The organism is Kitasatospora sp. NPDC057595 (assembly GCF_042800875.1).
Classification (GTDB): domain Bacteria; phylum Actinomycetota; class Actinomycetes; order Streptomycetales; family Streptomycetaceae; genus Kitasatospora.
Map to the genome: position 1 here is coordinate 249,428 of NZ_JBHVGL010000007.1, position 21,899 is coordinate 271,326.

Below are 21,899 nucleotides of genomic sequence, written 5' to 3' on the forward strand. Positions count from 1 at the left end.
GAGAGCATGTGAGCCGGGCGCGGCTGCCCCCCAGGGGAGCACCCGCCCGGCTCAGTCGTGCCAGGGCGCCGCGCGCGCCGGGCGTGCCAGTGGAGGGAAGTGCTGCCCATGCCGTACCGACTCGACATCACCCAGGGGGACTGGCCGGCCGAGGAGCTCGCCAAGGGCGTCGAGGGACTGCTGGCCGAGGCGATGGTGCTCACCCTCGCGACCGCCGGCCACGAGCACGGCCCGCACGCCAACCTCGCCTTCTTCGCCCACGACGACGACCTCGTCCTCTACTTCGTCAGCGAGCGCGCGACCCGGCACAGCCACCACCTGGCCGAGGAGGCCCGGGCGGCGGCCACGGTGTTCCTGCCGCCGCCGCTCTTCGGCGAGCAGCTGCGCGGCCTGCAGCTGACCGGCAGCGCGGGCGAGGCGTGGGGGCGGCAGGCGGAGGCGGCGCTGGCCGCCTACCAGGGGCGCTACCCCGCCTTCGCGCAGGACGACGAGGTCCGGCGGCAGTTCCTGACCGGGGGCGGGGCGGCGGCGCTGTACCGCTTCCAGGTGGAGGAGCTGACGGCGGTGGACGAGCCGAAGTTCGGCCGGCGGCACTACCTGCGGGCGGCCGTACGGCGCTGAGCCGCTCCGCTCCGGTGGCCGGGTGGTGCCGGGGTGGCGGGACGGCCAGGTGACCCGGTGGCGGGACGGTCCGCCAGGTTGTCTGTACAACTTATCGGTCGGTTCATCTGGGATCCGCTGTTCGGACGCCCCTCGGACACCTGGCGGCATCAGTCTGGCCGCATGAGAGTCATCGTCGTAGGAGCAGGCGTGCTCGGCACCATGCACGCCTGGCAGGCCGTCGAGCGCGGTCACGAGGTCGTCCACCTGGAGCGCGAGGCGGAGGCGCGCGGCGCCTCGGTGCGCAACTTCGGCCTGGTCTGGGTCAGCGGCCGGGCCCAGGGCGAGGAGCTGGACACCGTGGTGAGGGCCCGCGAGCTGTGGGAGCGGATCGGCGGTCAGGTGCCCGGCCTCGGCTTCCGCGCCAACGGATCGCTCACCGCGATCCGCACCGAGGCGGAGCTCGCGGTGGCCGAACAGGCGCTGACGCTGCCCGACGCCGAGCTGCGCGGCTACCGGCTGCTCGACCCGGAGCAGACCCGGGCCCTCAACCCGGCCCTGCGCGGCAAGCTGCTCGGCGCCCTGCACTGCGAGCGGGACGCCGCCGTCGAGTCGCGCGTCGCCCAGCCCGCGCTGCGCGCCGCCCTGACCGCCACCGGCCGGTACACCTTCCTGCCCGGCCGCGAGGTCCGCGACGTCATCGGCGAGAACGCCGTCCGCGACGACCACGGCGACGTCCACACTGGCGACCTGGTCGTGCTGTGCACCGGCGCCTGGCTGGGCGGCCTGGTCCGCGAGCTGGCGCCCGCGCTGCCGGTCCGCAAGGTGCGGCTGCAGATGATGCAGACCGACCCGCTGGGCGAGCCGCTGACCACCTCGGTCGCCGACGGCGACTCCTTCCGCTACTACCCGGCCTTCGCCGGCAGTGCCCTGGACCGCCTGCGCGAGGTCCAGCCGCAGTCGCCGGTCGCCGCCGAGCACAGGATGCAGCTGCTGATGGTCCAGCGCCTGGACGGCGGCCTCACCATCGGCGACACCCATGAGTACGACCAGCCCTTCGGCTTCGACGTGGTCGAGGACCCGTACGACCACCTGGTGGCCGTGGTCGAGGACCTGCTCGGCCGCCCGCTGCCGCGGATCCGCCGCCGCTGGGCCGGCGTGTACGCGCAGTGCGTCGACACCACCCGGGTCGTCCACCGCGAGCGCGTGCGCGACGGCGTCTGGCTGGTCACCGGCCCCGGCGGCCGCGGCATGACCTGCTCGCCCGCCATCGCCGAGACCACGGCGAACCTCGCCAACCTGTAAGCCCGCCTGCAAGACCGTCGGAGGAACTGAACATCATGTCGTACGACATCAGCCTGGTCGTCCTGGACATGGCCGGCACCACCGTGGCCGACGACGGCCTGGTCGAGCGCGCCTTCCAGGCCGCCGCCGGCTCGCTCGGCGTCGAGGCCGGCAGCCCCGAGCACGCCCGCATGCTGGAGCACGTCCGCGCCACCATGGGCGAGTCCAAGATCTCCGTCTTCCGCCACCTGTTCGGCGAGGAGGAGAAGGCCCAGCGCGCCAACACCTCCTTCGAGGCCGCCTACCACGACCTCGTCGACGCCGGCCACTGCGAGGCGCTGCCCGGCGCGGCCGAGGCCATCGCCGAACTCCGCGGCCAGGGCCGCAAGGTGGTCCTCACCACCGGTTTCTCCCGGGCCACCCAGGACCGCATCCTCACCGCCCTCGGCTGGGAGTCGATCGCCGACCTCACCCTCTGCCCCGCCGAGGCCGGCCGCGGCCGCCCGTACCCGGACCTGGCGCTCACCGCGCTGCTGCGCACCGGGACGGACTCGGTCCGTCGGATCGCGGTGGCCGGCGACACCGGCTACGACATGCTGACCGGCTCGCGCGCCGGGGCCTCCGTCGTCGCCGGCGTCCTCACCGGCGCCCACGGCGAGGAGCGGCTGCGGGCGGACGGGGCGACGCACGTGCTGGCGTCCGTCGCCGAGCTGCCCGCGCTGCTGGCGGGCTGAGCCGGGGCCGGCACACCATCACCGGCGGGCGGGCGCGGCGGGAGGCGCGCCCGCCCGGTCGGCTTTCCCCGCCCGAGCACGCTGACCGGCCGGGGCCTTCGCCGGCCCGCGCGGCTCGCCCGGTCCGCCCGGTCCGCTGTGGCCGGTGTGCCCGCCGGCCTGTCAGCCGCGCGCCTCCACCGTCGCCGCGAGCGCTCCCGGCAGCTCGGCGCAGGCGGTTCGCAGGCGCCGGACGAGGTCCTCGCGGGTGTGCCCGGACGGTTGTTCCACCCATCCGGCGAGGGCCTGGTGGAACGCCGACAGCAGCATGTCGAGCGCGAGACGGGCGCGCAGCCGGGCGGCGCCGTCCGCGGTCGCGTCCAGCGTGAAGCGCCGCACGGCGACGGCGACCGCTTCCCGGCCCACCCGGTCGCAGAAGGCCAGCCCGTGGGCGCTCATCGAGGGCGTCCGGGCGGCCAGCTTCCGGCTCGCCAGCACGCGTTCGGCCCAGCCCCCGGCCGGCATCCGGCCGATCGACTCGACCAGGGCGTCCTCGTACAGCGAGACCAGCCGGCGCCCGTCCGGCGGGCAGCTCTCCAGAACCTCCAGGAACACCACCCAGAGGTCCTGGGTGGGCGCCATCGCGACGTCCTCCTTGCTGCCGAACGTGCGGAAGAAGGTCCGCTTCGAGACCTCGACCGCCTCGCACAGCCGGTCCAGTGTCACGCCGTCGAAGCCGTGTTCGCCGAACAGTTCCAGCGCGGTGTCGATCAATGCCTGCCGGGTGCGCAGCTTCTTGCGTTCACGCAGCGGCGGCTTCGCGGGGGCGGCCGTCTCGGGAGTCATCGTGGTCAGCCTATCGCGGCGAGTAATGCCACCTGTAGGCTTATGCCACTCAGTGGCAGAATCTTGGGGAGGACCTTCCATGCGTGCGCTTCTGGTCGACAGCTCGGCCCCCGGCCGCCTGCGCCTCGGTACGGCCCCCGATCCGGAACCGGCCCCGCACCAGGCGCTGATCCGGGTCACCGCCACCTCGCTCAACTACGGGGAGGTCGCCTTCGCCCTCGACTCGGCGGCCGACGGCACGGTGCTCGGCTGGGACGCCGCCGGGATCGTGGAACGCGCCGCCGCCGACGGTTCCGGGCCGGCGCCCGGCACCCCGGTGACCACCCTGATGCCCGCCGGCGCCTGGGCCGAACTGCGGGCCGTCGACACCGGGCTGATCGGCGTGGCGCCCGCCGGGGCCGACCCGGCGGACCTCGCCACCGTCCCGGTCGCCGGTGCCACCGCCGTGCGTGCCCTGCACCGGGTGGGGCCACTGCTCGGCCGTACCGTCCTGGTCACCGGGGCCACCGGCGGAGTCGGCCGTTACACCGTCCAACTCGCCCGCGCCGCAGGGGCGCACGTGATCGCCTCCACCGGTGCGCCGGACCGGAACGGCGCTCTGCTGCGGCGCCTGGGGGCGCACGAGGTGGTCGGCTCGCCGAAGGAGTCCCCGCGGCCCGCCGACGGCGTGATCGACCTGGTCGGCGGGCCCCAACTGGTGGAGGCCTACGAGGCTCTGGGGTCGGGCGGCACGCTGGTCGCCGCCGGGCACAGTGCGGGCGAGGGGGAGAGCTTCCCCTTCGGCGCGCTCTTCGGGGACCGGGACCGGCACGACCGCGGCCTGGTGACCTTCATGCTGCTCGCCTGCACCGGCCTGGACCGGGACCTCACCTGGCTGGCGCACCGCGTCGCGGCGGGGGAGTTGGACCCGGGCATCACCTGGCGCGGCGGCTGGAGGGACGCCGCGGACGCCGTGGACGCCCTGCTCGCCGGCCGGCTCCACGGCAAGGCGGTGCTGTCCTTCGACGACTGAGGCGTACGGCGTCGCGGCCGGGGTTCCAGGAGTGCGACGGGCCCCGGCCGGGCGGCGCGTTCCGGCTCCCTCGCGCGCCTCCACCCCCGGTTGTTGACGAGCGGAAACCCGCGGCCGGATATTCGAAACGCCGCCGAAACAATGGCGTCCGGGTATTGCCAGTGTTCGCCGGGAACTCCTAAAGTCGCACGCATGGCAGCTGGAGAGTTCCTGGCTGCTCGCCGGCACGTCGATTTCGGACGGCTCGCGAGCGCCCTCTGTACGGCCGCTCCGGCGTGAACCGGCGGCGGACCCCGGACGGGTGGACGGGGGCCGCCGCAGGACGCCGGACCTTCCCGGGGTGGCTCGTCCCCGCACCGTTCGTGCAGGTCGATGAGGTGCCCCGATTCCTTCGCCGCGGATCCCCGGTCGGACCGCGCGCCCGTGCACGCCGTCCGGGAGGCGGGCGCGACCGTCGTGCGGGCCGGTGGACCGCTTCCCCGTGAATGATTCCGGTGCCGCCCCCGATATTTCCCCGGGGCCGCCGAGTCCGGAATCACCGAAAAGCATGGAGGGAATTCATGAGCGAGATCGGCGATTCGGAAACGAACGGTTCGCCCCGGGTCGGCCGGCGCGGCTTCCTCGCCGGCGCCGCGGCCGCGGCCGCCACCGCCGCCGCCCCGGCGGCGCTCCAGCTCGTGGCGGCGCGCCCCGCCGCCGCGGCGGCCGAGGCCGCTGCCGGGGCCGGGGCCGGTGCCACCCGGCCCAACATCCTGCTGATCGTCACCGACGACCAGCCCAAGCACACCGAGTGGGCCACCCCGCAGATCGTGGACTGGATCCCCGGCCACGGCGTCCGCTTCACCCACGGCCACGTCACCACGCCGCTCTGCGCGCCCTCGCGGTCCTCGGTGTTCTCCGGCCGCTACGCCCACAACCACGGCGTGCGCAACAACGGCGCCTCGCACAGCCTCGACCAGCACACCACCGTCCAGCGCTACCTCCGGCAGGCCGGCTACCGCACCGGACTGTTCGGCAAGTACCTCAACTCCTGGGCGGTGGCGGACAACCCGCCGCACTTCGAGGAGTGGGCGCTGCTCCAGCCGGCCTACAACAACGCCACCTGGAACATCGACGGCGACGTCCAGACCCTCACCGGCTACACCACCAACATCATCAAGAACCGCACCCTGGCCTTCCTCGACAAGGCCGCCACCGACACCCGCCCCTGGTTCGCCTACGTCACCCCGTACGCCTCGCACGAGCCCAACGTGCCGGCCCCCAAGTACGCGGACACCGTCGTCCCGCCGTGGAACGGGCGCCCCTCGGTGCCCGAGGACGACCGCAGCGACAAGCCCGGCTACATCCAGAACGCCACCGCCACCCTCGCCGACGCCCAGGCGGTGCGCACCCGCCAGCTGCGCACCCTGCTCTCCGTCGACGACGCCGTGCAGGCGATCCACGACAAGCTGGTCGCGCTCGGCCAGCTGGACAACACCCTGGTGATCTACCTCGGCGACAACGGCTACACCTGGGCCGACCACGGCTGGCTCAAGAAGTCCGTGCCCTACTCCCCGGCGCACGAGGTGCCGTTCTACCTCTCCTGGCTGGCCGGCGGCCTCGGTGCGGGCACCACCGACCACCGGATCGTCGCCAACATCGACGTCGCCCCGACCATCCTCGACGCCGTCGGCATCACGCCCGACACCCCGCAGGACGGCCACTCGCTGCTCACCGCCGCCGACCGGGACCACCTGCTGGTGGAGTGGTGGAAGCAGGGCACGGCGGCGGGCGGCCCGCCCACCTGGTCCTCGTACGTGGCCGCCGACAAGCAGTACACCGAGTACTACGCGCTGCACACCGACGCGAACGGCACGGTGTCCGGCACGGGTGAGGTGAAGTTCCGCGAGTACTACGATCTTGCGGCCGACCCCTACCAGCTGAGCAACCTGCTGTACCAGGCCACACCGCAGCAGGAACAGGCGCTCGGCGTGCCGGCGTTGGCGGCGCAGCTGGCCGCCGACCGGGCCGCCTGACCCCCCGGGCCCTTCCCCTTCCCCTTCCCCCTGATGGTCCGGGGGTGGTGGCCGGCCGCCACCCCCGGGCCCCCGACCCCCGATCAGAACGAGGAACCACCGTGTCCACCACCAAGCCCTGCTGCGCCCCCGGCCGCGACGGCGACGGGGCTGCCGCGCCCGTCGCCCTCACCCTTGCCGCCCCCGGAGCCGTCTCACGGGTGGCGCGGCAGCTCACCGGCCTGCCCGGCGGGCGGTTCCTGATGGGCACCGACGACCGGGAGGGCTACCCGGAGGACGGCGAAGGGCCGGTCCGCGCCGTCGAGCTGAGCCCGTTCCGGATCGCGCCGACCACGGTGACCAACGCGGCCTTCGCGACCTTCGTCAAGGCCACCGGCCACCGCACCGAGGCCGAGACCTTCGGCTTCTCCTACGTCTTCGAGGGCTTCCTGCCGGAACGGCTGGCCACCACCTCCCCGCAGGTCGCCGCCGTGCCGTGGTGGCGGGCGGTCGCCGGGGCGAGCTGGCGCGCGCCCGAGGGGCCGGGCTCCTCCGTCACCACCCGCCAGAACCACCCCGTGGTGCACGTCTCGTGGCACGACGCGCAGGCGTACTGCGCCTGGTCGGGCACCCGGCTGCCGACCGAGGCCGAGTGGGAGTACGCCGCCCGGGGCGGCCTGGAGCAGGCGCGCTACCCGTGGGGCGACGAACTCACCCCGGGCGGACGGTACATGTGCAACACCTGGCAGGGCGTCTTCCCCACCCGGAACACGGCGGCCGACGGTCACCGGGGGACCGCCCCGGTGACCGCCTTCCGGCCGAACGGCTTCGGCCTGTACAACACCGTCGGCAACGTCTGGGAGTGGTGCGCGGACCGGTTCAGCGTGGACTTCCACCGCACCGGCCCGAGCCGTGACCCGATCGGCCCGCCGGACGGCGAGGCACGGGTGATGCGCGGCGGCTCCCACATGTGCCACGCCTCCTACTGCTACCGCTACCGGGTGGCGGCGCGCAGCTCCAACACGCCGGACAGCTCGGCCGGGAACATCGGCTTCCGGGTGGCGGCGGACGCCCGGTGACCCCGGGTGCCGGCTGGTGCGGGGCGCCCCCTCAGTGCAGGGTGCCCGCGTACCGCTGGGTGAAGCGGGTGCCGGTGGCCGCCGTCACGGTGACGTCGTAGCGGCCCTGGTCCAACGGGTACACGGCGGTGGCCGTGGTGTTCGGGCCGACCCGGACGGTCTGCTCGGTGCCCGCGTAGTCGTTCGGCGTGAGGGTGAAGGTGACGGCCGTCCGACCGGCGTTGGCGAGCGTGAAGGTGAGTGCCGAGGCGTCGGGCACGGCGTTCACCACCGGCACCGCGACGTCGTCCTGCTCGGCGCGGACCACCGTCCCGGCGTAGCGGCGGACGAAGCCGTCCGGGCCGTGCACGGTGAAGTCGTAGCGGCCGTCGGTGGTGGCGGCGTCCCAGGTGTGGGTGCGGCTCGCGCCGGGGGCCACGGTGTACGGGGTGCCGGCGAAGGCGTAGACGGTGTTCGGGTAGACGGTGAACGGGTAGGCGACGCCGCCGTCGTTGCGCAGCGTACAGGCGATCAGGCCGGTGCCGCGGTCGACGGCGGCCTCCGCCCAGGGGCGGTAGGGCAGTCGGCGGTGCGGGCGGGTTCCGGTCTCCTGGACGGGCATGGACTGGGCGCCGACGGCGGGGAGTTGCACGCCCGGCAGCTTGGTGCCCGCGTCGGCCCTGGCCATCAGGGCTTTGGTGTCGGGGAGTTGCGGGACCGAGTAGTCGGGGGCGGTGAAGTCGAAGCAGCTGGTGAGGTCGCCGCAGACGGCGCGGCGCCAGGCGGAGATGTTGGGCTCGGCGACGCCGGTCACCTGCTCCATGAAGCGCAGTACCGAGGTGTGGTCGAAGACCTGGGAGTTGACCCAGCCGCCGCGCGACCAGGGCGAGATGACCCAGAGCGGCACCCGGTTGCCGAGGCCGATGGCGCGGCCCTGGGTGAACTCCTCGGGCGTGCCGGGCTCGGGGGTGGGCGGCACGACGTGGTCGAAGTAGCCGTCGTTCTCGTCGTACATCACCAGGAAGACGGTGTGCCGCCACACGTCCGGGTTGGACATCAGCGACTGCAGGGCCTGGTTGACCCAGTGCGCGCCGTAGTCCGGGCCGGCGGTGGGGTGTTCGCTGAACAGGTAGGGGGCGACCAGCCAGGAGACGGTCGGCAGGGTGCCGTCCTTGCAGTGGGCGTCGAAGGCCGCGGGGTCGAACTTGGTCATCGCGTTGATGTACCGCGGGTCGGTGGCCGGGAATTTGTGGAACTGCTTGAAGTAGGAGAGCGCGTTGTCGTCGTAGTCGCCGGTGCGGTCGTCCTTGCTGGGGTTGTGGTAGACCCGCCAGCTCACGCCGGCCTGCTGGAGGCGCTCGGCGTAGGTGGTCCAGTCGGCGACGGGGTTGTCGGTGACCGGGGTGTTGTCGATCCAGGGGCCGGTGGTGCCGTCGCGGCCGGGGCCGGCGGTACCGGTCCACAGGTAGAGCCGGTTGGGGTCGGTCGGGCCGGCGAGCGAGGTGAAGTAGGCGTCGCAGAGGGTGAACGCGTCGGCCAGTGCGTACTGGTAGGGGATGTCCTCGCGGGTGAAGTAGCCCATGGTGCGCTCGCCCTTGGCGGCGATCCACTTGTTCATCGCGCCGTTGTTGATGGCCTGGTGGCCGGTGGCCCAGTCGTGGGCGAGGCCGCCGGCGTTCTGCGCGTTGTACTTGGTGGTGTCCATCCGGTACGGCAGCATCACGCCGCCGTCGCTGCGGCCGCCGTCGGGCTGGCGGAACACGTCGGTGCCGTCGGGGAACCGCAGCGCCTGCTTGTCGCCGAAGCCGCGCACGCCGTTCAAGGTGCCGAAGTAGTGGTCGAAGCTGCGGTTCTCCTGCATGAGGACGACCACGTGCCTGACGTCGGCGATGGTGCCGGCGGGGGAGGGCTCGGCGGCCTGGGCCGGGGTGCCGGGCAGGCCGGTCAGGGCGGCGGCGCCGGCGGCCGCGGTGGCCCCGACGAAGGTGCGGCGGGAGAGCTCGGACATCGTGAACTGGCCTCTCAGAGCTGGAAGGTGGCGACGGCGGCGGCGCAGTCCGAGGGCCAGCCGTTGGCGGCGGCACCCGGCTCGGGCTGCGGCCAGCCGGTGGCGAGGGTGTGCGCCTCGACGAGGGTGAGCGGTCCGGCGAAGTGCACGGCGGCGATCCGGTCCTGCGGCTCGGGCTTGCCGGCGGCGCGCTGCTTGCGGCTCGGCGACCAGGTGGCCCCGGGCGCGGCGGCCGGATCGGGGTGGGCGGCACGGTAGCTGTCGGTCAGTCCGGCCCCCTGGATCGCGGTGGTGACGGGCCAGTCCAGCGCGCCGACGCCGCTGTGCGCGGCGGCGGTGGCGGCCGTCCAGTCGAGGTGCGACGGCGAGGCGAGGTCGGCGCCGAGGAGCACCGGGACGCCCGTCGCCGCATCGGCCCGGACGGCGGCGGCCAGCGCCCTGGCCTGCTGGAGGCGGGTGGAGGCGTTCTCGGCGGCGGTGATCTGCGCGGCGCTCTGCCCGTCCTGGGCGGCGTACGGCCCGTAGTTCGCCTCGTCGAGGTGGGCGCTCCAGACCCGGACGGCACGGCCGCCCGGCAGCTGGACGGTCGCCCCGGCGGCGGGCAGCGCGGTCGTCGGCGCGGTGGCGGCGGTCAGCGGGTAGCGGCTGAGGATGCCGACGCTGCCGGCGCTCTGGTGGGCGTACCAGCCGAGCGCGGTCGCCAGCGTCCGGGCGGCTCCGCCCGCCGTCTCCTGGAGCGCCAGCACGTCCAGGCCCTGGGTGAGGACGACGCGCAACTGCTTCTCGACCGCGTCGGTGAAGGCGGCGCCCGCGTTGGCGAGGTTCCAGGCGGCCACCTTGAGCTGGGGCGCCGCCGTCGGGTCGGTGACCGGGACAGCGAGGGTCAGCGCGTCCGTGGCGCCCCCGGTGTCCTTCACGCCGACCAGCAGCTGCCACTCGCCCGTGCTCGCGGGCGCCGTGCCGCTGACCGTGCCGTCGGCGGCGACGGCGAGCCAGGCCGGCCCGCTGATCTTGCGGAACGTGGGGGCGCCGGAGGGGCGGCACCAGAGTCCGCCGAGCTTGACGGTGACGGCCGCGCCGGGCGCGACGGCGGTGGCGGTGAGCGCGTCCACGGCCAGGTGCGGGCGCGGCGCCACCGGCTTGGGCCGGAAGGTGAACGGCGCGCTCTGCGCGAGGACGCCGTAGCCGTTCTTGGCGAGCAGGTACGCCGTGTACGGCCCCCCGGTCAGCGCCGAGGTGTCGAGCTGGACGTCGCCGGACGCGCCCGGCGTGTACTTCCAGAGCAGCGAGGCGCCGTTGCCGGGCTGCCGGGTGCCGTCGTAGACGCCGACCCAGTTCTTCGGATCGGCGGCGTCGGTCGTCCAGTGGAAGGTGAGCCGGTCACCTTCGACCGGAGCGGTGGGGGAACTGAGGGCGAGCGTGCTTCCTACGGCCACGGGGGTCCTTCGAGTCGGGCGGACGGTCCAGTTGGCTGGACAACTGGACGCCTATTGACCCGAAGGAGGGAGTACGTGGCGTGAACACGGCATGGCTGGGCGCGGGGAGGTCGGCCAACTCGTGCTTGAGTGCCGGTCGTCGGCGAATCATTCGGGCCCGTCTGCGCCGTCCGCTTGACCTTGACACGGTGGCAAGGTCTTGACTGCGGAGCAGGAGGTGGCACTGATGACCTTGCCGCAGGAGGAGACGACCACGATGCGGGCGTTCCGGGCGCTGGCGCACCCCGACGCGTCGGTCCGGTTGCAGGCCGCGCTGGCGGTCGGCACCGCGCCGGACCCAGGGTTCGTCGCCGAGATCGTCGAGCGCTGCGCGGTCGAGCCGGAGTTCTCCGTACGGGAGATGCTGACCTGGGCACTCACCCGCCACGAGCCGTCGGCGGTGGTCCCGCCGCTGGTCGAGGAACTCCGCTCGGACCGTGCCCGGGCGCGGAGCCAGGCGTTGCACACGCTGTCCAAGATCGGGGACCGGCGGGCCTGGCCCGGGATCACACCGGCGCTGCTCGCCGACGCCGACGACGAGGTGGCCCGGACCGCCTGGCGGGCGGCGGTCGTCCTCGCACCCGACTGTGAGAAGCCCGTTTTGGCCGTAGAGTTGGCGAAACACCTCGGTCGCGGCGAGCGCGAGACGCAGCTGAGCCTCAGCCGGGCGCTGATCGCGCTCGGGGAGGTGGCGCGGCCGGCCCTGGACGCCGCCGCCGCGGCTCCCGACCCCCGGGTGCGCGCCCACGCGCTCGCCACGGAGCGGCTGTGGCGCGATCCGGACGCCGGCTTCGCGTTCGCGATCGAGGAGGCGAAGCGCGTGGTGGCCCTGGGCGGGGAAGGACGGTAGTCGGTGCTGATCGGCGAGGTCGCGCGACGGTCCGGGGTCAGCGCCCGCATGCTCCGGCACTACGAGGCGCTCGGCCTGGTGCGGCCGACGGGGCGGACCGACGGCGGCTACCGGGAGTACGCGGACGAGGACGTCCGGCGGATCTTCCACATCGAGAGCCTGCGGTCGCTGGGGCTGTCGCTGCGCGATGTCGGGCGGGCGCTCGACGACCCCGGCTTCGCGCCCGCCGAACTCGTCGACGACCTCATCCGCGAGACCCGGCAGCGCATCGCGGCGGAGACCGAGCTGCTCACGCGCCTGCGCCGGATCGGCGCCGCCGAACCGGCGGGCTGGGAGGACGTCCTGCGGACCGTCGCGCTGCTGCAGGGGCTGGGGTCGAAGAGCGCCAGGACGCGCCAGCGCGCGGCCCTGGCCGCGACCGACGGCGTCCCCGTGCCGGTGGAGGCGCTGGTCGAGGCGGTGCTGGGGGAATCGGACCCGAACGTCGCCGGCGCTCTCCGCTGGGTGCTGGCGCAGTCGGGCGAGGAGGCGGCGGCGCTGCTGGCGGCCGGCCTCGACGCACCCTCGGCGGAGGTGCGCGAGCGTGCCGTCCGCTCGCTCGCCGAACTGCCGGACGCCGTGGCCACCGCACTGCTGCGGGACGCCCTCACCCACCCCGACCGGGCGGTCCGCGGCCGCGCGGCGCTGGCCCTCGGGGCTCGTGGGGCGGCCGACGCGGTCGCGCCGCTCGTCGGCCTGATCGTCGAGGGAACGAACGACGTCGACGCGGCCGACGCCCTGGCCGCCCTGGCGACCGACCCCGCGTCGGCCGACCGGATCGCCACCGCCCTCGTCGAGCGCCTTGCCCCCGCGGCTGTGGACCCGCCCGCCCGCCGCCGCCTGACCCAGGCCCTGGTGGACATCCCGAGCCCCACGGCCACCCGCGCCCTCACGGCCCTGACCGAGGACGAGGACCGCGCCGTCGCCCTCACTGCCGCCTACGGCCTCCAGTGGCGCGACTCCCCGCCGGGCGCGGGGCGTTGAGGGCTGTCCCGGCCTGTGGTACGCCTGCCTGAACGGCAGTCACGACCGGGATGGGGTGGTGGGGATGAGGACGGCTCTGGTCACCGGGGCGTCGCGCGGAATCGGCCAGGTGATCGCGACCCGCCTGGCCGCCGACGGGGTGGCGGTCATCGTGCACTACGGCACCGACGAGGCCGGCGCGGCGGCGACGGTGGAGGCGATCGAGGGCGCAGGCGGAACCGCCTACGCCGTGCGCGCGGAGCTGGGCACGGACGACGACGTCGACACGCTCTTCGCCGGAGTGGGGAGGGCACTGGCCGGCCGCCCGCTCGACGTCCTCGTCAACAACGCGGCCGCCCCACCCGCCGGCCCGCTCGGCGTCACGACCCGGGAGGAGTTCGACCACCTCTTCGCGGTCAACGTCCGGGCCCCCTACTTCACCGTCCAGCGCGCCCTGCCGCTGCTCCGCGACGGCGGCCGCGTCATCACGATCTCCTCCGTGGCGACCCGGATGGCCAACCCCGCCCAGACCTCCTTCGCGATGACCAAGGGCGCGATCGAGACGATGACCCGCACCCTGGCCAACGACCTCGGCACCCGCGCCATCACCGTCAACGCCGTGGCCCCCGGCGCCACCCGCACCCCGGCCAACGCCCCGGTCTTCGAAGCCCCGGGCCTGACCGACTCCATCACCCGGGCGACCGCCCTCGGCCGCCTGGGCACCCCGGAGGACATCGCCGACATCGTCGCCTTCCTGGCCTCCGACGCCGCCCGCTGGATCACCGGCCAGATCATCGACGCCACCGGCGGCCTCTTCCTCGGCCCCCGCGCCTGACACCGCCGACGGCCGCCGTGATCGGCACGGAGCAGCGGAACGGACCCCGTACGCGGTGTGTACGGGGTCCGTGCGGTGTCAGTGGCCGCTCTTCAGGTTGAGGACGACGACTCCGACGATGACCAGGGCTATGCCGAGCCATTGGAGGCGTCCCAGGGACTCGCCGAAGGCGACGACGCCTATGCCGGCCACGGCCGCCGTTCCGGCGCCGGACCAGACGGCGTAGGCCACGGACACCGGGATGTGCTTCAGGGCGCGGCCCAGCAGGGCGAAGGAGAGGACGTAGCCGATGGCCACGCCCACGCTCGGCCAGAACCTGCTGAAGCCCTCGGTCAGTTTGAGGCAGCTGGTGGCGCAGACCTCGCTGAGGATGGCGAGGGTGAGGAGTACGTAAGGCATGGGGGCTCAAACCCCGGGCGCGGCGGTGAGCTTCCCGAGCAGGGCCAGGTCCGCGTGCTCCAGGCTGTCCAGCAGGGTGACCCGGGAGCCGTCCGGGATCGGGACGTCGCTGGAGGGGACGGCGAGGACGGCGCAGCCGGCGGCGGTGGCGGAGGCGACGCCGGTCGGGGTGTCCTCGACGGCCACGCAGGTGGCCGGGTCCAGGCCGAGCAGCGAGGCGGCGGCCAGGTAGGGGTCCGGGGCGGGCTTGGTGCGCGGGGTGTCCTCGGCGGCCAGGGTGACGGCGAACCAGTCGCGGCCGATGGAGCCCAGCACCATGTCGACGACCCGCCGCGGGGAGGCGGAGACCAGCGCGGTGGGCACCCGGGCGTCCCGGAGCGAGGCGAGCAGGGCGAGGGCGCCGGGGCGGGGGACGGTCTCGGCCGCGACCTTGCCGGCGAAGGAGTCGCCGAGGCGGGTGGCGAGTTCGGACTCGCTCAACGAGGTGCCGCTGACCCGGTGGAGGTGGGCGGCGGTGTGCTCGATGGCCTGGCCGAGGACCTCGGGGGCGTCGGCGGCGGTGAGCGAGTGGTGCAGTTCGTCGGCGAGTTCGGCGGCGGCCTGCCACCAGAGCTGCTCGGTGTCGACGAGGGTGCCGTCCATGTCGAAGAGGACGGCGGCGGGTGGGGGAGTGTCAGGCATGGCGGTACCTTCGAGGGTTCACGAGAAGGAGCAACGGTCGGTCGTCGGTCAGACCGTACGACGGTCGACCAGCACCGGCCGCTCCGGCAGGGTCAGCGCGGCGCGCGAGCCGATCGGCAGCGCGGCGGCGGCCTCGGTGGGCAGGTCGGCCTTGACCTCGGTGCCGTCGTTCAGGCGCACGGTGAGGCGGGTGACGGCGCCCAGGAAGGACGCGGAGACCACCAGGGCGGGCCCGTGCTCGTCGGGGGCCGGCAGGACGTTCTCCGGGCGGACCAGCACGTGCAGCTCGCCGTCGGCGGGCAGGGTGCCGTCCACGGCGTGGCGGCGGCCGAGGACCTCGACGCCCTCGCCGGAGCGCTCGCAGGGGATGCGGCTCATGGTGCCGACGAACTCGGCGACGAACGCGGTGGCCGGGCGGGCGTACAGCTCGGAGGGGGTGGCGCACTGCTCCAGGCGGCCGGCGCGCAGGACGGCGACCCGGTCGGCCATCGACAGCGCCTCCTCCTGGTCGTGGGTGACGAACAGGGTGGTGATCCCCAGCTCCTGCTGGAGGCGGCGGATCTCCTCGCGCAGCGACAGCCGCACCTTGGCGTCCAGCGCGGACAGCGGCTCGTCGAGCAGCAGCACCCGCGGCTGCAGGGCGAGCGCGCGGGCGAGCGCGATGCGCTGCTGCTGGCCGCCGGACATCTGGTGCGGGTAGCGGCCGGCGTGCTGCGGCAGGCCGACCAGCTCCAGCAGCTCCTGGGCGCGCTTGAGGCGCTCGGCCTTGCCGGTGCCGCGCATCCGCAGGCCGAAGGCGACGTTGTCGGCGGCGGTCAGGTGCGGGAAGAGGCTGTACGACTGGAACACCATGCCCGCGTCGCGCTTGTGGGCGGGGATCGCGGTGATGTCCGTGCCGTCGACCAGGACCTGACCCGAGTCGTGCTGCTCGAAGCCGGCCAGGATGCGCAGCGCGGTGGTCTTGCCGCAGCCGGAGGGGCCGAGCAGGGCGAGCAGCTCGCCGGGGTGGACGGTGAGGTCGAGGCCGTCCAGCGCGGTGGTGGCGCCGAACGCGCGGCGCAGCGAGCGGAACTCGACGGTCGCGCTGCCGGGGGCGAGGGGGACGCCGGTGACGGGGGCGGTGGCCGTGGTCATGATGGGTGACTCCGGGGGTTCAGGAGGTGGCGGGCTTGTGGCGGCGCTCGCGGCCGACGGTGGCCAGCAGGAGCAGCAGCAGCCAGGTGAGCAGCAGGCTCAGGATGGAGACCGCGACCGACATGTGGGCCTGGCTGTTGCCGACCGAGTAGATCCAGACCGGGAAGGGCTGGAAGCCGAGGATCGAGGCGGCGGTGAACTCGCCGAGCACCAGGGCCAGGGTGAGGAAGGAGGCGTTCAGCAGGGCCCCGCGCAGGTTGGGCAGGACGACGGTGAACACCGCGCGCGGCCAGCTCGCGCCGCAGTTGCGGGCGGCCTCGACGAGGGTGCGCACGTCGACCGAGCGCAGGCCGGCGTCCAGGGCGCGGTAGGCGAGCGGCAAGGCCATCAGCACGTAGGCGATGACCAGCACCAGCGGGAAGTCCGGGTCCTGGATGAACACGAAGGTCTGGAAGAACGGCGTGTCCATCAGGTAGTCCGGGCCCCAGCGGAGCACGCCGATCAGGCCGGCGGTCAGCGCGACCGGCGGGACGACCAGCGGCAGGGTGCAGAGCACGTCGATGACCGGGCGCAGCTTGGGCGCGCCGAGCCGGACGGCGATCAGCGCCGGGACGAGCAGCACCAGCAGCACCAGGACGGTGACGACGGCGAGGCCGAGGGTCAGCCAGAGGCTGTCCAGGAAGCCGGGGGCGGAGAGCAGCCCGGTGTAGGCCTCGAAGGAGATGCCCTGCGGGTCGTCGATGGAGAACCAGAAGGAGGCCGCGAGCGGGACGACGAAGTACACGCCGGCGAGCAGCAGCACGGCGCCGCGCCACCAGCGCACGGGGCGGCGCCGGGCGGGAGCGGGGGCGGAGGTGGTCAGCTGAGCCATCGGGCGCTCCGGCGCTGGAGGGGGAGGTACACGGCCATCACCAGGACGGCCACGACGATCATGTTGAGGCTGAGGGCGAGGGCGAGGTTGCCCTGGCCGACCAGCACGTTGCCGGAGAGCGCGTCCGCGATCGAGCGGCTGACCAGCGGGACGGTCGCGCCGACCATGGCGGCGGCGGTGGCGTAGGCGGCGAAGGCGCTGCCGAACAGCAGCACGAAGCCGCCGAGCAGGGAGGGCAGCAGGATCGGCAGGGCCACGTGGCGCCAGTACTGCACGGTGGTGGCGCGGTTGTTCTGCGCCGCCTCGCGCCACTGGGCGCGCAGGCCGTCCAGGGCCGGGGTGATGGTGAGCACCATCAGCGGGATGAGGAAGTACAGGTAGACGACGGTCAGGCCGGTGAACGAGTACAGCGACCAGCCGTGGTCGGTGAGGTGCAGCAGCTTGGTGATCTCACCGGCGTTGCCGAGGGTCGCGACGAACGCGAAGGCCAGCGGCAGGCCGCCGAAGTTGGCGAGCACGCCGGAGGCGGTGAGCACCGCCTGGCGCAGCCAGCCGTGCCGGGAGGTGACGACCGCCTGGGCGAGCGGCAGGCCGATCACGGTGGCGAGCAGCGCGGTCAGCGCGGAGAGCTTGAGGCTGCTCAGCATGGCGGTCAGGTAGCCGCCCTGGACGGAGGCCGTCAGGTTGTCGAAGGTGAACTGCCCGGCACCGTTCTCCGCGTCGCTGGAGGCGGTGAACGCGCCGATCACGATGGCGACGGTGGGCAGTCCGAAGCCGATCAGGAAGAACAGCAGCAGCGGGACGGTGGCGAGCCAGGAGGCGCCGCGCAGGCGGGCCGGCGGGCGTCGCCGGGGGGTGGGGGTGGTGGTCGTGGCGGTGGCGGTGGCGGACGCCCCCGCGCCGCCACCGGGGACGGTGGCGGCGGGGGTGGTCGGCACCGGGGTGGGAGCCGTGGTCATGAGTGCCTTTTCTCAGCCCGATGGGTGGTACGCGGCCGGTGGGGCGTCAGCCCGCGATGGCCTTGGTCCAGTTCTCGGTGACGACCTTCTTGGCCGCGTTGATCTGGTCCACGGTCGGGAAGGTGGTGAACGGCTTCTCGACGGCCGGCAGCTTGGCGGCGGCGGTGGCGTCCAGGGTGCCGTCCTTCTTCAGCGCCTCGAAGGTGGACGGGGTGGCGTAGCCGCCGAGGAAGAGGTTCTGGCCCTCGGCGCTGAACAGGTACTCCTGCCACAGGCGGGCGGCCGCCGGGTGCGGGGCCCACTTGTTGATCGCCTGGTTGTAGAACTGGGCGTAGGAGCCGTCGACCGGGATGGAGACCTGCCAGTCGATGCCCTTGCCCTTGAACTCGTCGGTGTAGCCGGCGTTCAGGTAGGACCAGTCGATCGAGATCGGGGTCTCGCCCTTCTCGATGGTGGCCGGGGTCGACTCGACCGGGTTGAAGTTGCCGGACTGCTTCAGCTTGCCGAAGAAGTCGATGCCGGGCTGGATGTTGTCCAGCGAACCGCCGTTGGCGAGCGCGGCCGCGTAGACGCCGCCGAAGGCCGAGCCGGACTTGGTCGGGTTGCCGTTGAGGGCGACCTGGCCCTTGTACTCGGGCTTGAGCAGGTCGGCGAAGGTCTTCGGGCAGTTGGCGATCTTCTTGGCGTCGCAGCCGATCGAGACGTAGCCGCCGTAGTCGTTGACGGCGGCGCCGTTGGCGTCCTTCATGGTGTCCGGCACCTTGCCGAAGGTGGCCACCTTGTAGGGGGCGAGGATGCCGTCCTTGACCGCCTGCAGGGCGAAGGCGCTGCCCAGGTCGACCACGTCGGGGGCGCGGTCCTGGCCCTTGCGGGAGTTGATCGCGTTGATCTCGTCCTGGCTGGAGCCGTCCGGGTTCTCCTCCTCGACCTCGATGCCGTACTTGGCCTTGAACGAGTCGATGATCTTGCCGTAGTTCGCCCAGTCCCGGGGCAGCGTGATGACGTGCAGCTTGCCCTCCTTCTTGGCGGCGGCGACCAGGCCGTCCATGCCGCCGAAGTCGGCGGCGGAGGTGGCCTCCTTGGCGTCCTTGGTGCCGGCCTTGGCGGCGTCGCCGGCCTTGGCGCTCGACCCGGCGGAGCCGCAGGCGGTGAGGGAGAGCGCGGCGGCGGTCAGTACGGCCGCGAAGGCGGCGGCGCGGGCGCGGTGCACGGTCACGGGGAAGTTCTCCTGTTGAGGGGGCGTACTGCGAGGGGGCGTCCGCGGGGGGTTCCGCGTGCCGGCGTCTCGCGAAGGGCGGCGGGTCGGCCGGGGTGAGCGGCCGATCGACGTCGTCCGAGTTGACTAGCCAACTTCGCTGACGTGGGTAAGTACGCCGGAGCCCGGTGACGGGAAGGTGAACGGATGGCCCAGCCCCGGGGTCGGCTGCGGGAACGGTCGAATCAGGTCGGCGGCGGAGCATTCGGCGAATGCGATGCTTCGGGAGCGCAGCGGGATAAGGTCGGGCTGTCCGGCGCCGGAAGGGCTGCGCAGGACACCGCCCAGGAGGGACATTGACTGACGTGGCACTGGAGTCGGGGCGCCCGGAAGCCGGTTCGGCGGATGCGCCGGCCGGCGCGTCCGGGGGCGCTTCCGCAGCCGAGCGCGGGGCCGGTTCGCTCTACCGCAAGGTCGCCGCCGACCTGCGCGAGGCGATCACCACCGGCGCGTTCGGCGAGGCCGGACGGCTGCCGGCCGAGGGCGCGCTCGCCGAGCAGTACGGGGTCTCCCGCGGAACCGTCCGCCAGGCACTCTCGGTGCTGCGCTCGGACGGCCTGGTCACCTCGCGCCGGGGCACCCGCCGGGTGGTGCTCGGTACGGCCCGGGTGCAGAGCTTCTCCGAACTGCTCAGCTTCACGCGCTGGGCGTACTCGATGGGCGAGGAGCCCGGCGGCATACTCGACTCGATGGTGCGCCGCCCCGCCGACGCCGCCGAGCGCGAGCAGCTGCGCCTCGAACCGGGCGACGAGGTCTACGTCATGGTCCGGCTGCGCACGCTCTCCGGCACGCCGGTGATGGTCGAGCGGACCGTCTACCCGCCGCGGGTCGGCGAGATCGTCGCCGAGCTGCCGCCGGACGTCGTCTCGCACACCGAAGTCCTGCGCGAGCACGGGATCCTGTTCACCGACGCCGACCACACGATCGACATCGTCGCCGCCAACGGGGACGACGCCCGGCTGCTCGGCTGCCGGCGCGGCGGCCCGCTGCTGCGCGAGCGGCGCCGGACGACGGACCCGACCGGGACGCCGGTGGAGTGGTCCCAGGACCGCTACCTGCCCGGCACGGTGGCGTTCAGCGTGCACAACTCGCTGGCCACCTCGGCGCTTTCGCGGCACGCCCGGGAGATGGACTGAGGCCTGCGGCGGGGCGGCCCGGCTCGCGGGCCGCCCTTTCGGCGGCGGATCGTCAGCGCATCAACGAGGCCAGCAGCAGCCGGAAGTGGGCGAAGTCCGGCGTGACCGCCCCCGCCTCCTTGGCCAGCTCGTCCCAGCGGCGCACCGCCACCGCGTCCTCGGCGCCCGGGTGGGCGGCGAAGTCGGCGGCCTCCTGCTCGGACATCGGGCCGCCCTGCACCTGGAGGGTGTACTCGGAGGCCTCGGACAGCTTCGCCCGGTAGTCCGGCTCGACGGCGCACAGGTAGCGCTTGGCCGCCACGTGCAGCCGGACCGGCTCGGTGACCTCCGGGCCGAACCAGCGGGCCAGCCAGTCGGCTCCGGTGTCGCTGTGCCGGTTGTCCTGGCCCTGCATCAGGTCCCGTCCGTGCAGGACCCCGTGGAAGTGGCCGATGTCGTGCAGCAGGGCCGCGGCGACCAGCTGCGGGGCCGCCCCGGCGGCCTCGGCCAGCGCGCCGGCCTGCAGCATGTGCTCGGCCATGGTGACCGCCTCGCCCAGGTACTCCCCGGCGCCCTCGCCCGCGAACAGCGCGGCCAGCTCGTCCAGCGCGGCCGAACGGCGGTGCAGCACGGCCAGGGTGGAGGCCAGCGAGTCCAGGTCCGCGTAGCAGCCCTGGAGGTGGCGGCGGCCGTCCTGCGCGAAAGCGGTGCGGGCGTGCATCAGCCGGGTGTTGTCGAAGACCAGGCAGTCGCCCGGGTCGAGCCGGAACTCCAGCTGCAGCTCCGGGCGCAGGGTGATCGCGGCGAAGGCGCGGTACGCGGCGTAGAACGCGTCCAGCTCCGCCGCCGAGCCGCGCAGGGTGGCGATCGAGCGGTTGTTGAACCGCACCTCGCGGATCCGGCCCAGCGGGTCCACGTCGATCAGCGGCCGGTCGGCGCGCAGTTCGGCGGCGCGGTCGCGGAAGACGAACGGCACGAGGGTGCGGGTCAGCACCGCGAAGTGCTCCGGCGCCTCCGCGCGCAGCAGCGCGGCGGCCCGGAAGCCGTCCACCAGGCCGGAGTCGCCGCCGGTCGCCGAGTTCTCCAGGCAGTGCAGCAGTTGCAGGGTCGGCACCGGGTCGCGGTACGGGTTGTCGGTGTGCGGGGTGATCGCGGCGCTGGTGAACGCCAGGTTGTTCGGGTCCGGCTCGACCCGGACGTCGAACAGTTCGCCGTAGTTGGTGACCCGCACGTGGCCGAAGCTCTCCGCGACCGCCAGCACCTGCCGCTCGCGCACCGGCACCCCGCGCAGCACGGCGAAGCCGGAGCGGCGGACGGCGGCCAGCACGGCCGCCTGCTCGGCCGGGTCGGCCAGGTAGGCCGACCACTGGGCCTCGGGGATGCCGGCGGCGAAGTCCGCGGCCTCCCAGAGCCGCTTGTCGGCCTCCGTCCGCCCGTCGCCGTCGGCCTCCCGGGCCAGCCAGGCGAGGGGGTGGCGCGAGCGGTGCCCGTCGGACCAGAGCACCTCCAGGTGCCCGTCCAGCTCGGCCCGGGCGGCGATCGTGAGGCCGTCCGGCAGGTCGGTGATCTGGAACAGCTTCTGCCCGCTGCGCGGGTCGCGGCACTCGGCGCAGGGGCAGTTGTCGCGCAGCCAGTACGGCGACGGCTCGGTGGTGGTCATGGTCTTCTCCTCGGCGGCCCGGGGGCGTGGGGGTCGAAGTTGATCGAAGGTGATCGAAGTTGTATAGCCAACTTCTCCGTCGCGCTGGAGCCTGCCGGGGGACGGTGAGCCGTGGGTGCCGGGGGAGTGAACGATTCGGGAACAGTGC

20 protein-coding genes are annotated in these 21,899 nt (G+C 73.7%); 10 read left to right on the plus strand and 10 right to left on the minus strand.

Annotated elements, in window-relative coordinates:
* Window positions 1–108: 108 nt before the first annotated feature.
* The 3 genes from ACFU9E_RS14140 to ACFU9E_RS14150 all read left to right on the plus strand — a co-directional run bounded on the left by ACFU9E_RS14140 (window position 109) and on the right by ACFU9E_RS14150 (window position 2,618).
* A complete protein-coding gene (locus ACFU9E_RS14140) occupies window positions 109–621 on the plus strand; it encodes a pyridoxamine 5'-phosphate oxidase family protein (RefSeq protein WP_380684580.1) in 513 nt (170 codons plus the stop codon).
* A 162-nt stretch (window positions 622–783) separates the two neighbouring features.
* A complete protein-coding gene (locus tag ACFU9E_RS14145) occupies window positions 784–1,905 on the plus strand; it encodes a TIGR03364 family FAD-dependent oxidoreductase (protein WP_380684581.1) in 1,122 nt (373 codons plus the stop codon).
* Window positions 1,906–1,940: 35 nt separating this feature from the next.
* Window positions 1,941–2,618 carry a phosphonatase-like hydrolase gene (locus ACFU9E_RS14150; RefSeq protein ID WP_380684582.1) on the plus strand — a complete coding sequence of 226 codons (678 nt, stop codon included), beginning with the start codon at window positions 1,941–1,943 and terminating at the stop codon, window positions 2,616–2,618.
* A gap of 162 nt (window positions 2,619–2,780) precedes the next feature.
* Here ACFU9E_RS14150 and ACFU9E_RS14155 read toward each other — a convergent pair whose 3' ends face one another.
* On the minus strand, window positions 2,781–3,443 hold the full coding sequence (locus ACFU9E_RS14155) for a TetR/AcrR family transcriptional regulator (protein WP_380681677.1): 663 nt from the start codon (window positions 3,441–3,443) through the stop codon (window positions 2,781–2,783).
* A 79-nt stretch (window positions 3,444–3,522) separates the two neighbouring features.
* Between ACFU9E_RS14155 and ACFU9E_RS14160 the strand changes: the two genes are divergently transcribed.
* The 3 genes from ACFU9E_RS14160 (at window position 3,523) to ACFU9E_RS14170 (ending at window position 7,528) form a co-directional block, all read left to right on the plus strand.
* Window positions 3,523–4,455 carry a zinc-binding dehydrogenase gene (locus ACFU9E_RS14160; protein ID WP_380681675.1) on the plus strand — a complete coding sequence of 311 codons (933 nt, stop codon included), beginning with the start codon at window positions 3,523–3,525 and terminating at the stop codon, window positions 4,453–4,455.
* A gap of 560 nt (window positions 4,456–5,015) precedes the next feature.
* Window positions 5,016–6,470 carry a sulfatase gene (locus ACFU9E_RS14165; RefSeq protein WP_380681673.1) on the plus strand — a complete coding sequence of 485 codons (1,455 nt, stop codon included), beginning with the start codon at window positions 5,016–5,018 and terminating at the stop codon, window positions 6,468–6,470.
* Window positions 6,471–6,571: 101 nt separating this feature from the next.
* On the plus strand, window positions 6,572–7,528 hold the full coding sequence (locus ACFU9E_RS14170; RefSeq protein WP_380681671.1) for a formylglycine-generating enzyme family protein: 957 nt from the start codon (window positions 6,572–6,574) through the stop codon (window positions 7,526–7,528).
* A gap of 31 nt (window positions 7,529–7,559) precedes the next feature.
* Here the strand turns inward: ACFU9E_RS14170 and ACFU9E_RS14175 are convergent, their stop codons facing one another.
* A complete protein-coding gene (locus ACFU9E_RS14175; RefSeq protein WP_380681669.1) occupies window positions 7,560–9,515 on the minus strand; it encodes a phosphocholine-specific phospholipase C in 1,956 nt (651 codons plus the stop codon).
* A 14-nt stretch (window positions 9,516–9,529) separates the two neighbouring features.
* Window positions 9,530–10,951, minus strand: a complete 1,422-nt coding sequence (locus ACFU9E_RS14180) for an endonuclease/exonuclease/phosphatase family protein (protein ID WP_380681667.1) — start codon at window positions 10,949–10,951, stop codon at window positions 9,530–9,532.
* 226 nt (window positions 10,952–11,177) lie between these two features.
* Between ACFU9E_RS14180 and ACFU9E_RS14185 the strand changes: the two genes are divergently transcribed.
* The 3 genes from ACFU9E_RS14185 (at window position 11,178) to ACFU9E_RS14195 (ending at window position 13,677) form a co-directional block, all read left to right on the plus strand.
* Entirely contained in the window at window positions 11,178–11,840 is a 663-nt protein-coding gene (locus tag ACFU9E_RS14185; protein WP_380681665.1) for a HEAT repeat domain-containing protein, read from the plus strand.
* Window positions 11,841–11,843: 3 nt separating this feature from the next.
* Window positions 11,844–12,863 carry a HEAT repeat domain-containing protein gene (locus ACFU9E_RS14190; RefSeq protein ID WP_380681663.1) on the plus strand — a complete coding sequence of 340 codons (1,020 nt, stop codon included), beginning with the start codon at window positions 11,844–11,846 and terminating at the stop codon, window positions 12,861–12,863.
* Window positions 12,864–12,927: 64 nt separating this feature from the next.
* Window positions 12,928–13,677: an SDR family oxidoreductase gene (locus ACFU9E_RS14195; RefSeq protein WP_380681661.1), complete on the plus strand. Its 750-nt coding sequence runs from the start codon at window positions 12,928–12,930 to the stop codon at window positions 13,675–13,677.
* 78 nt (window positions 13,678–13,755) lie between these two features.
* Here the strand turns inward: ACFU9E_RS14195 and ACFU9E_RS14200 are convergent, their stop codons facing one another.
* Genes ACFU9E_RS14200 through ACFU9E_RS14225 form a run of 6 tightly spaced genes read right to left on the minus strand, consistent with a single transcriptional unit; the run spans window position 13,756 to window position 18,937 of the window.
* A complete protein-coding gene (locus ACFU9E_RS14200; protein ID WP_380681659.1) occupies window positions 13,756–14,076 on the minus strand; it encodes a DMT family transporter in 321 nt (106 codons plus the stop codon).
* Window positions 14,077–14,082: 6 nt separating this feature from the next.
* Window positions 14,083–14,757, minus strand: a complete 675-nt coding sequence (locus ACFU9E_RS14205; protein ID WP_380681657.1) for an HAD family hydrolase — start codon at window positions 14,755–14,757, stop codon at window positions 14,083–14,085.
* A gap of 48 nt (window positions 14,758–14,805) precedes the next feature.
* On the minus strand, window positions 14,806–15,891 hold the full coding sequence (locus ACFU9E_RS14210) for an ABC transporter ATP-binding protein (RefSeq protein WP_380681655.1): 1,086 nt from the start codon (window positions 15,889–15,891) through the stop codon (window positions 14,806–14,808).
* A 19-nt stretch (window positions 15,892–15,910) separates the two neighbouring features.
* A complete protein-coding gene (locus tag ACFU9E_RS14215; protein WP_380681653.1) occupies window positions 15,911–16,762 on the minus strand; it encodes an ABC transporter permease in 852 nt (283 codons plus the stop codon).
* A complete protein-coding gene (locus ACFU9E_RS14220; protein WP_380681651.1) occupies window positions 16,750–17,721 on the minus strand; it encodes an ABC transporter permease in 972 nt (323 codons plus the stop codon). Before ACFU9E_RS14220 ends, ACFU9E_RS14215 begins: the two co-directional genes overlap by 13 nt.
* A 46-nt stretch (window positions 17,722–17,767) precedes the next feature.
* Window positions 17,768–18,937: an ABC transporter substrate-binding protein gene (locus ACFU9E_RS14225; RefSeq protein ID WP_380681649.1), complete on the minus strand. Its 1,170-nt coding sequence runs from the start codon at window positions 18,935–18,937 to the stop codon at window positions 17,768–17,770.
* A 344-nt stretch (window positions 18,938–19,281) separates the two neighbouring features.
* Here ACFU9E_RS14225 and ACFU9E_RS14230 point away from each other — a divergent pair, with 344 nt between their 5' ends.
* Entirely contained in the window at window positions 19,282–20,112 is an 831-nt protein-coding gene (locus ACFU9E_RS14230; protein WP_380681647.1) for a GntR family transcriptional regulator, read from the plus strand.
* 52 nt (window positions 20,113–20,164) lie between these two features.
* Here ACFU9E_RS14230 and ACFU9E_RS14235 read toward each other — a convergent pair whose 3' ends face one another.
* A complete protein-coding gene (locus tag ACFU9E_RS14235) occupies window positions 20,165–21,751 on the minus strand; it encodes a phosphonate degradation HD-domain oxygenase (RefSeq protein ID WP_380681645.1) in 1,587 nt (528 codons plus the stop codon).
* Window positions 21,752–21,899 lie beyond the last annotated feature (148 nt).

Excerpts from the sequence above, each read along its gene's own strand:
- ACFU9E_RS14140 (WP_380684580.1), top strand. The coding sequence starts at position 109 with ATGCCGTACCGACTCGACATCACCCAGGGGGACTGGCCGGCCGAGGAG.
- ACFU9E_RS14145 (WP_380684581.1), top strand. The coding sequence starts at position 784 with ATGAGAGTCATCGTCGTAGGAGCAGGCGTGCTCGGCACCATGCACGCC.
- ACFU9E_RS14150 (WP_380684582.1), top strand. The coding sequence starts at position 1,941 with ATGTCGTACGACATCAGCCTGGTCGTCCTGGACATGGCCGGCACCACC.
- ACFU9E_RS14155 (WP_380681677.1), bottom strand. The coding sequence starts at position 3,443 with ATGACTCCCGAGACGGCCGCCCCCGCGAAGCCGCCGCTGCGTGAACGC.
- ACFU9E_RS14160 (WP_380681675.1), top strand. The coding sequence starts at position 3,523 with ATGCGTGCGCTTCTGGTCGACAGCTCGGCCCCCGGCCGCCTGCGCCTC.
- ACFU9E_RS14165 (WP_380681673.1), top strand. The coding sequence starts at position 5,016 with ATGAGCGAGATCGGCGATTCGGAAACGAACGGTTCGCCCCGGGTCGGC.
- ACFU9E_RS14175 (WP_380681669.1), bottom strand. The coding sequence starts at position 9,515 with ATGTCCGAGCTCTCCCGCCGCACCTTCGTCGGGGCCACCGCGGCCGCC.
- ACFU9E_RS14185 (WP_380681665.1), top strand. The coding sequence starts at position 11,178 with ATGACCTTGCCGCAGGAGGAGACGACCACGATGCGGGCGTTCCGGGCG.
- ACFU9E_RS14195 (WP_380681661.1), top strand. The coding sequence starts at position 12,928 with ATGAGGACGGCTCTGGTCACCGGGGCGTCGCGCGGAATCGGCCAGGTG.
- ACFU9E_RS14200 (WP_380681659.1), bottom strand. The coding sequence starts at position 14,076 with ATGCCTTACGTACTCCTCACCCTCGCCATCCTCAGCGAGGTCTGCGCC.
- ACFU9E_RS14205 (WP_380681657.1), bottom strand. The coding sequence starts at position 14,757 with ATGCCTGACACTCCCCCACCCGCCGCCGTCCTCTTCGACATGGACGGC.
- ACFU9E_RS14210 (WP_380681655.1), bottom strand. The coding sequence starts at position 15,891 with ATGACCACGGCCACCGCCCCCGTCACCGGCGTCCCCCTCGCCCCCGGC.
- ACFU9E_RS14215 (WP_380681653.1), bottom strand. The coding sequence starts at position 16,762 with ATGGCTCAGCTGACCACCTCCGCCCCCGCTCCCGCCCGGCGCCGCCCC.
- ACFU9E_RS14220 (WP_380681651.1), bottom strand. The coding sequence starts at position 17,721 with ATGACCACGGCTCCCACCCCGGTGCCGACCACCCCCGCCGCCACCGTC.
- ACFU9E_RS14235 (WP_380681645.1), bottom strand. The coding sequence starts at position 21,751 with ATGACCACCACCGAGCCGTCGCCGTACTGGCTGCGCGACAACTGCCCC.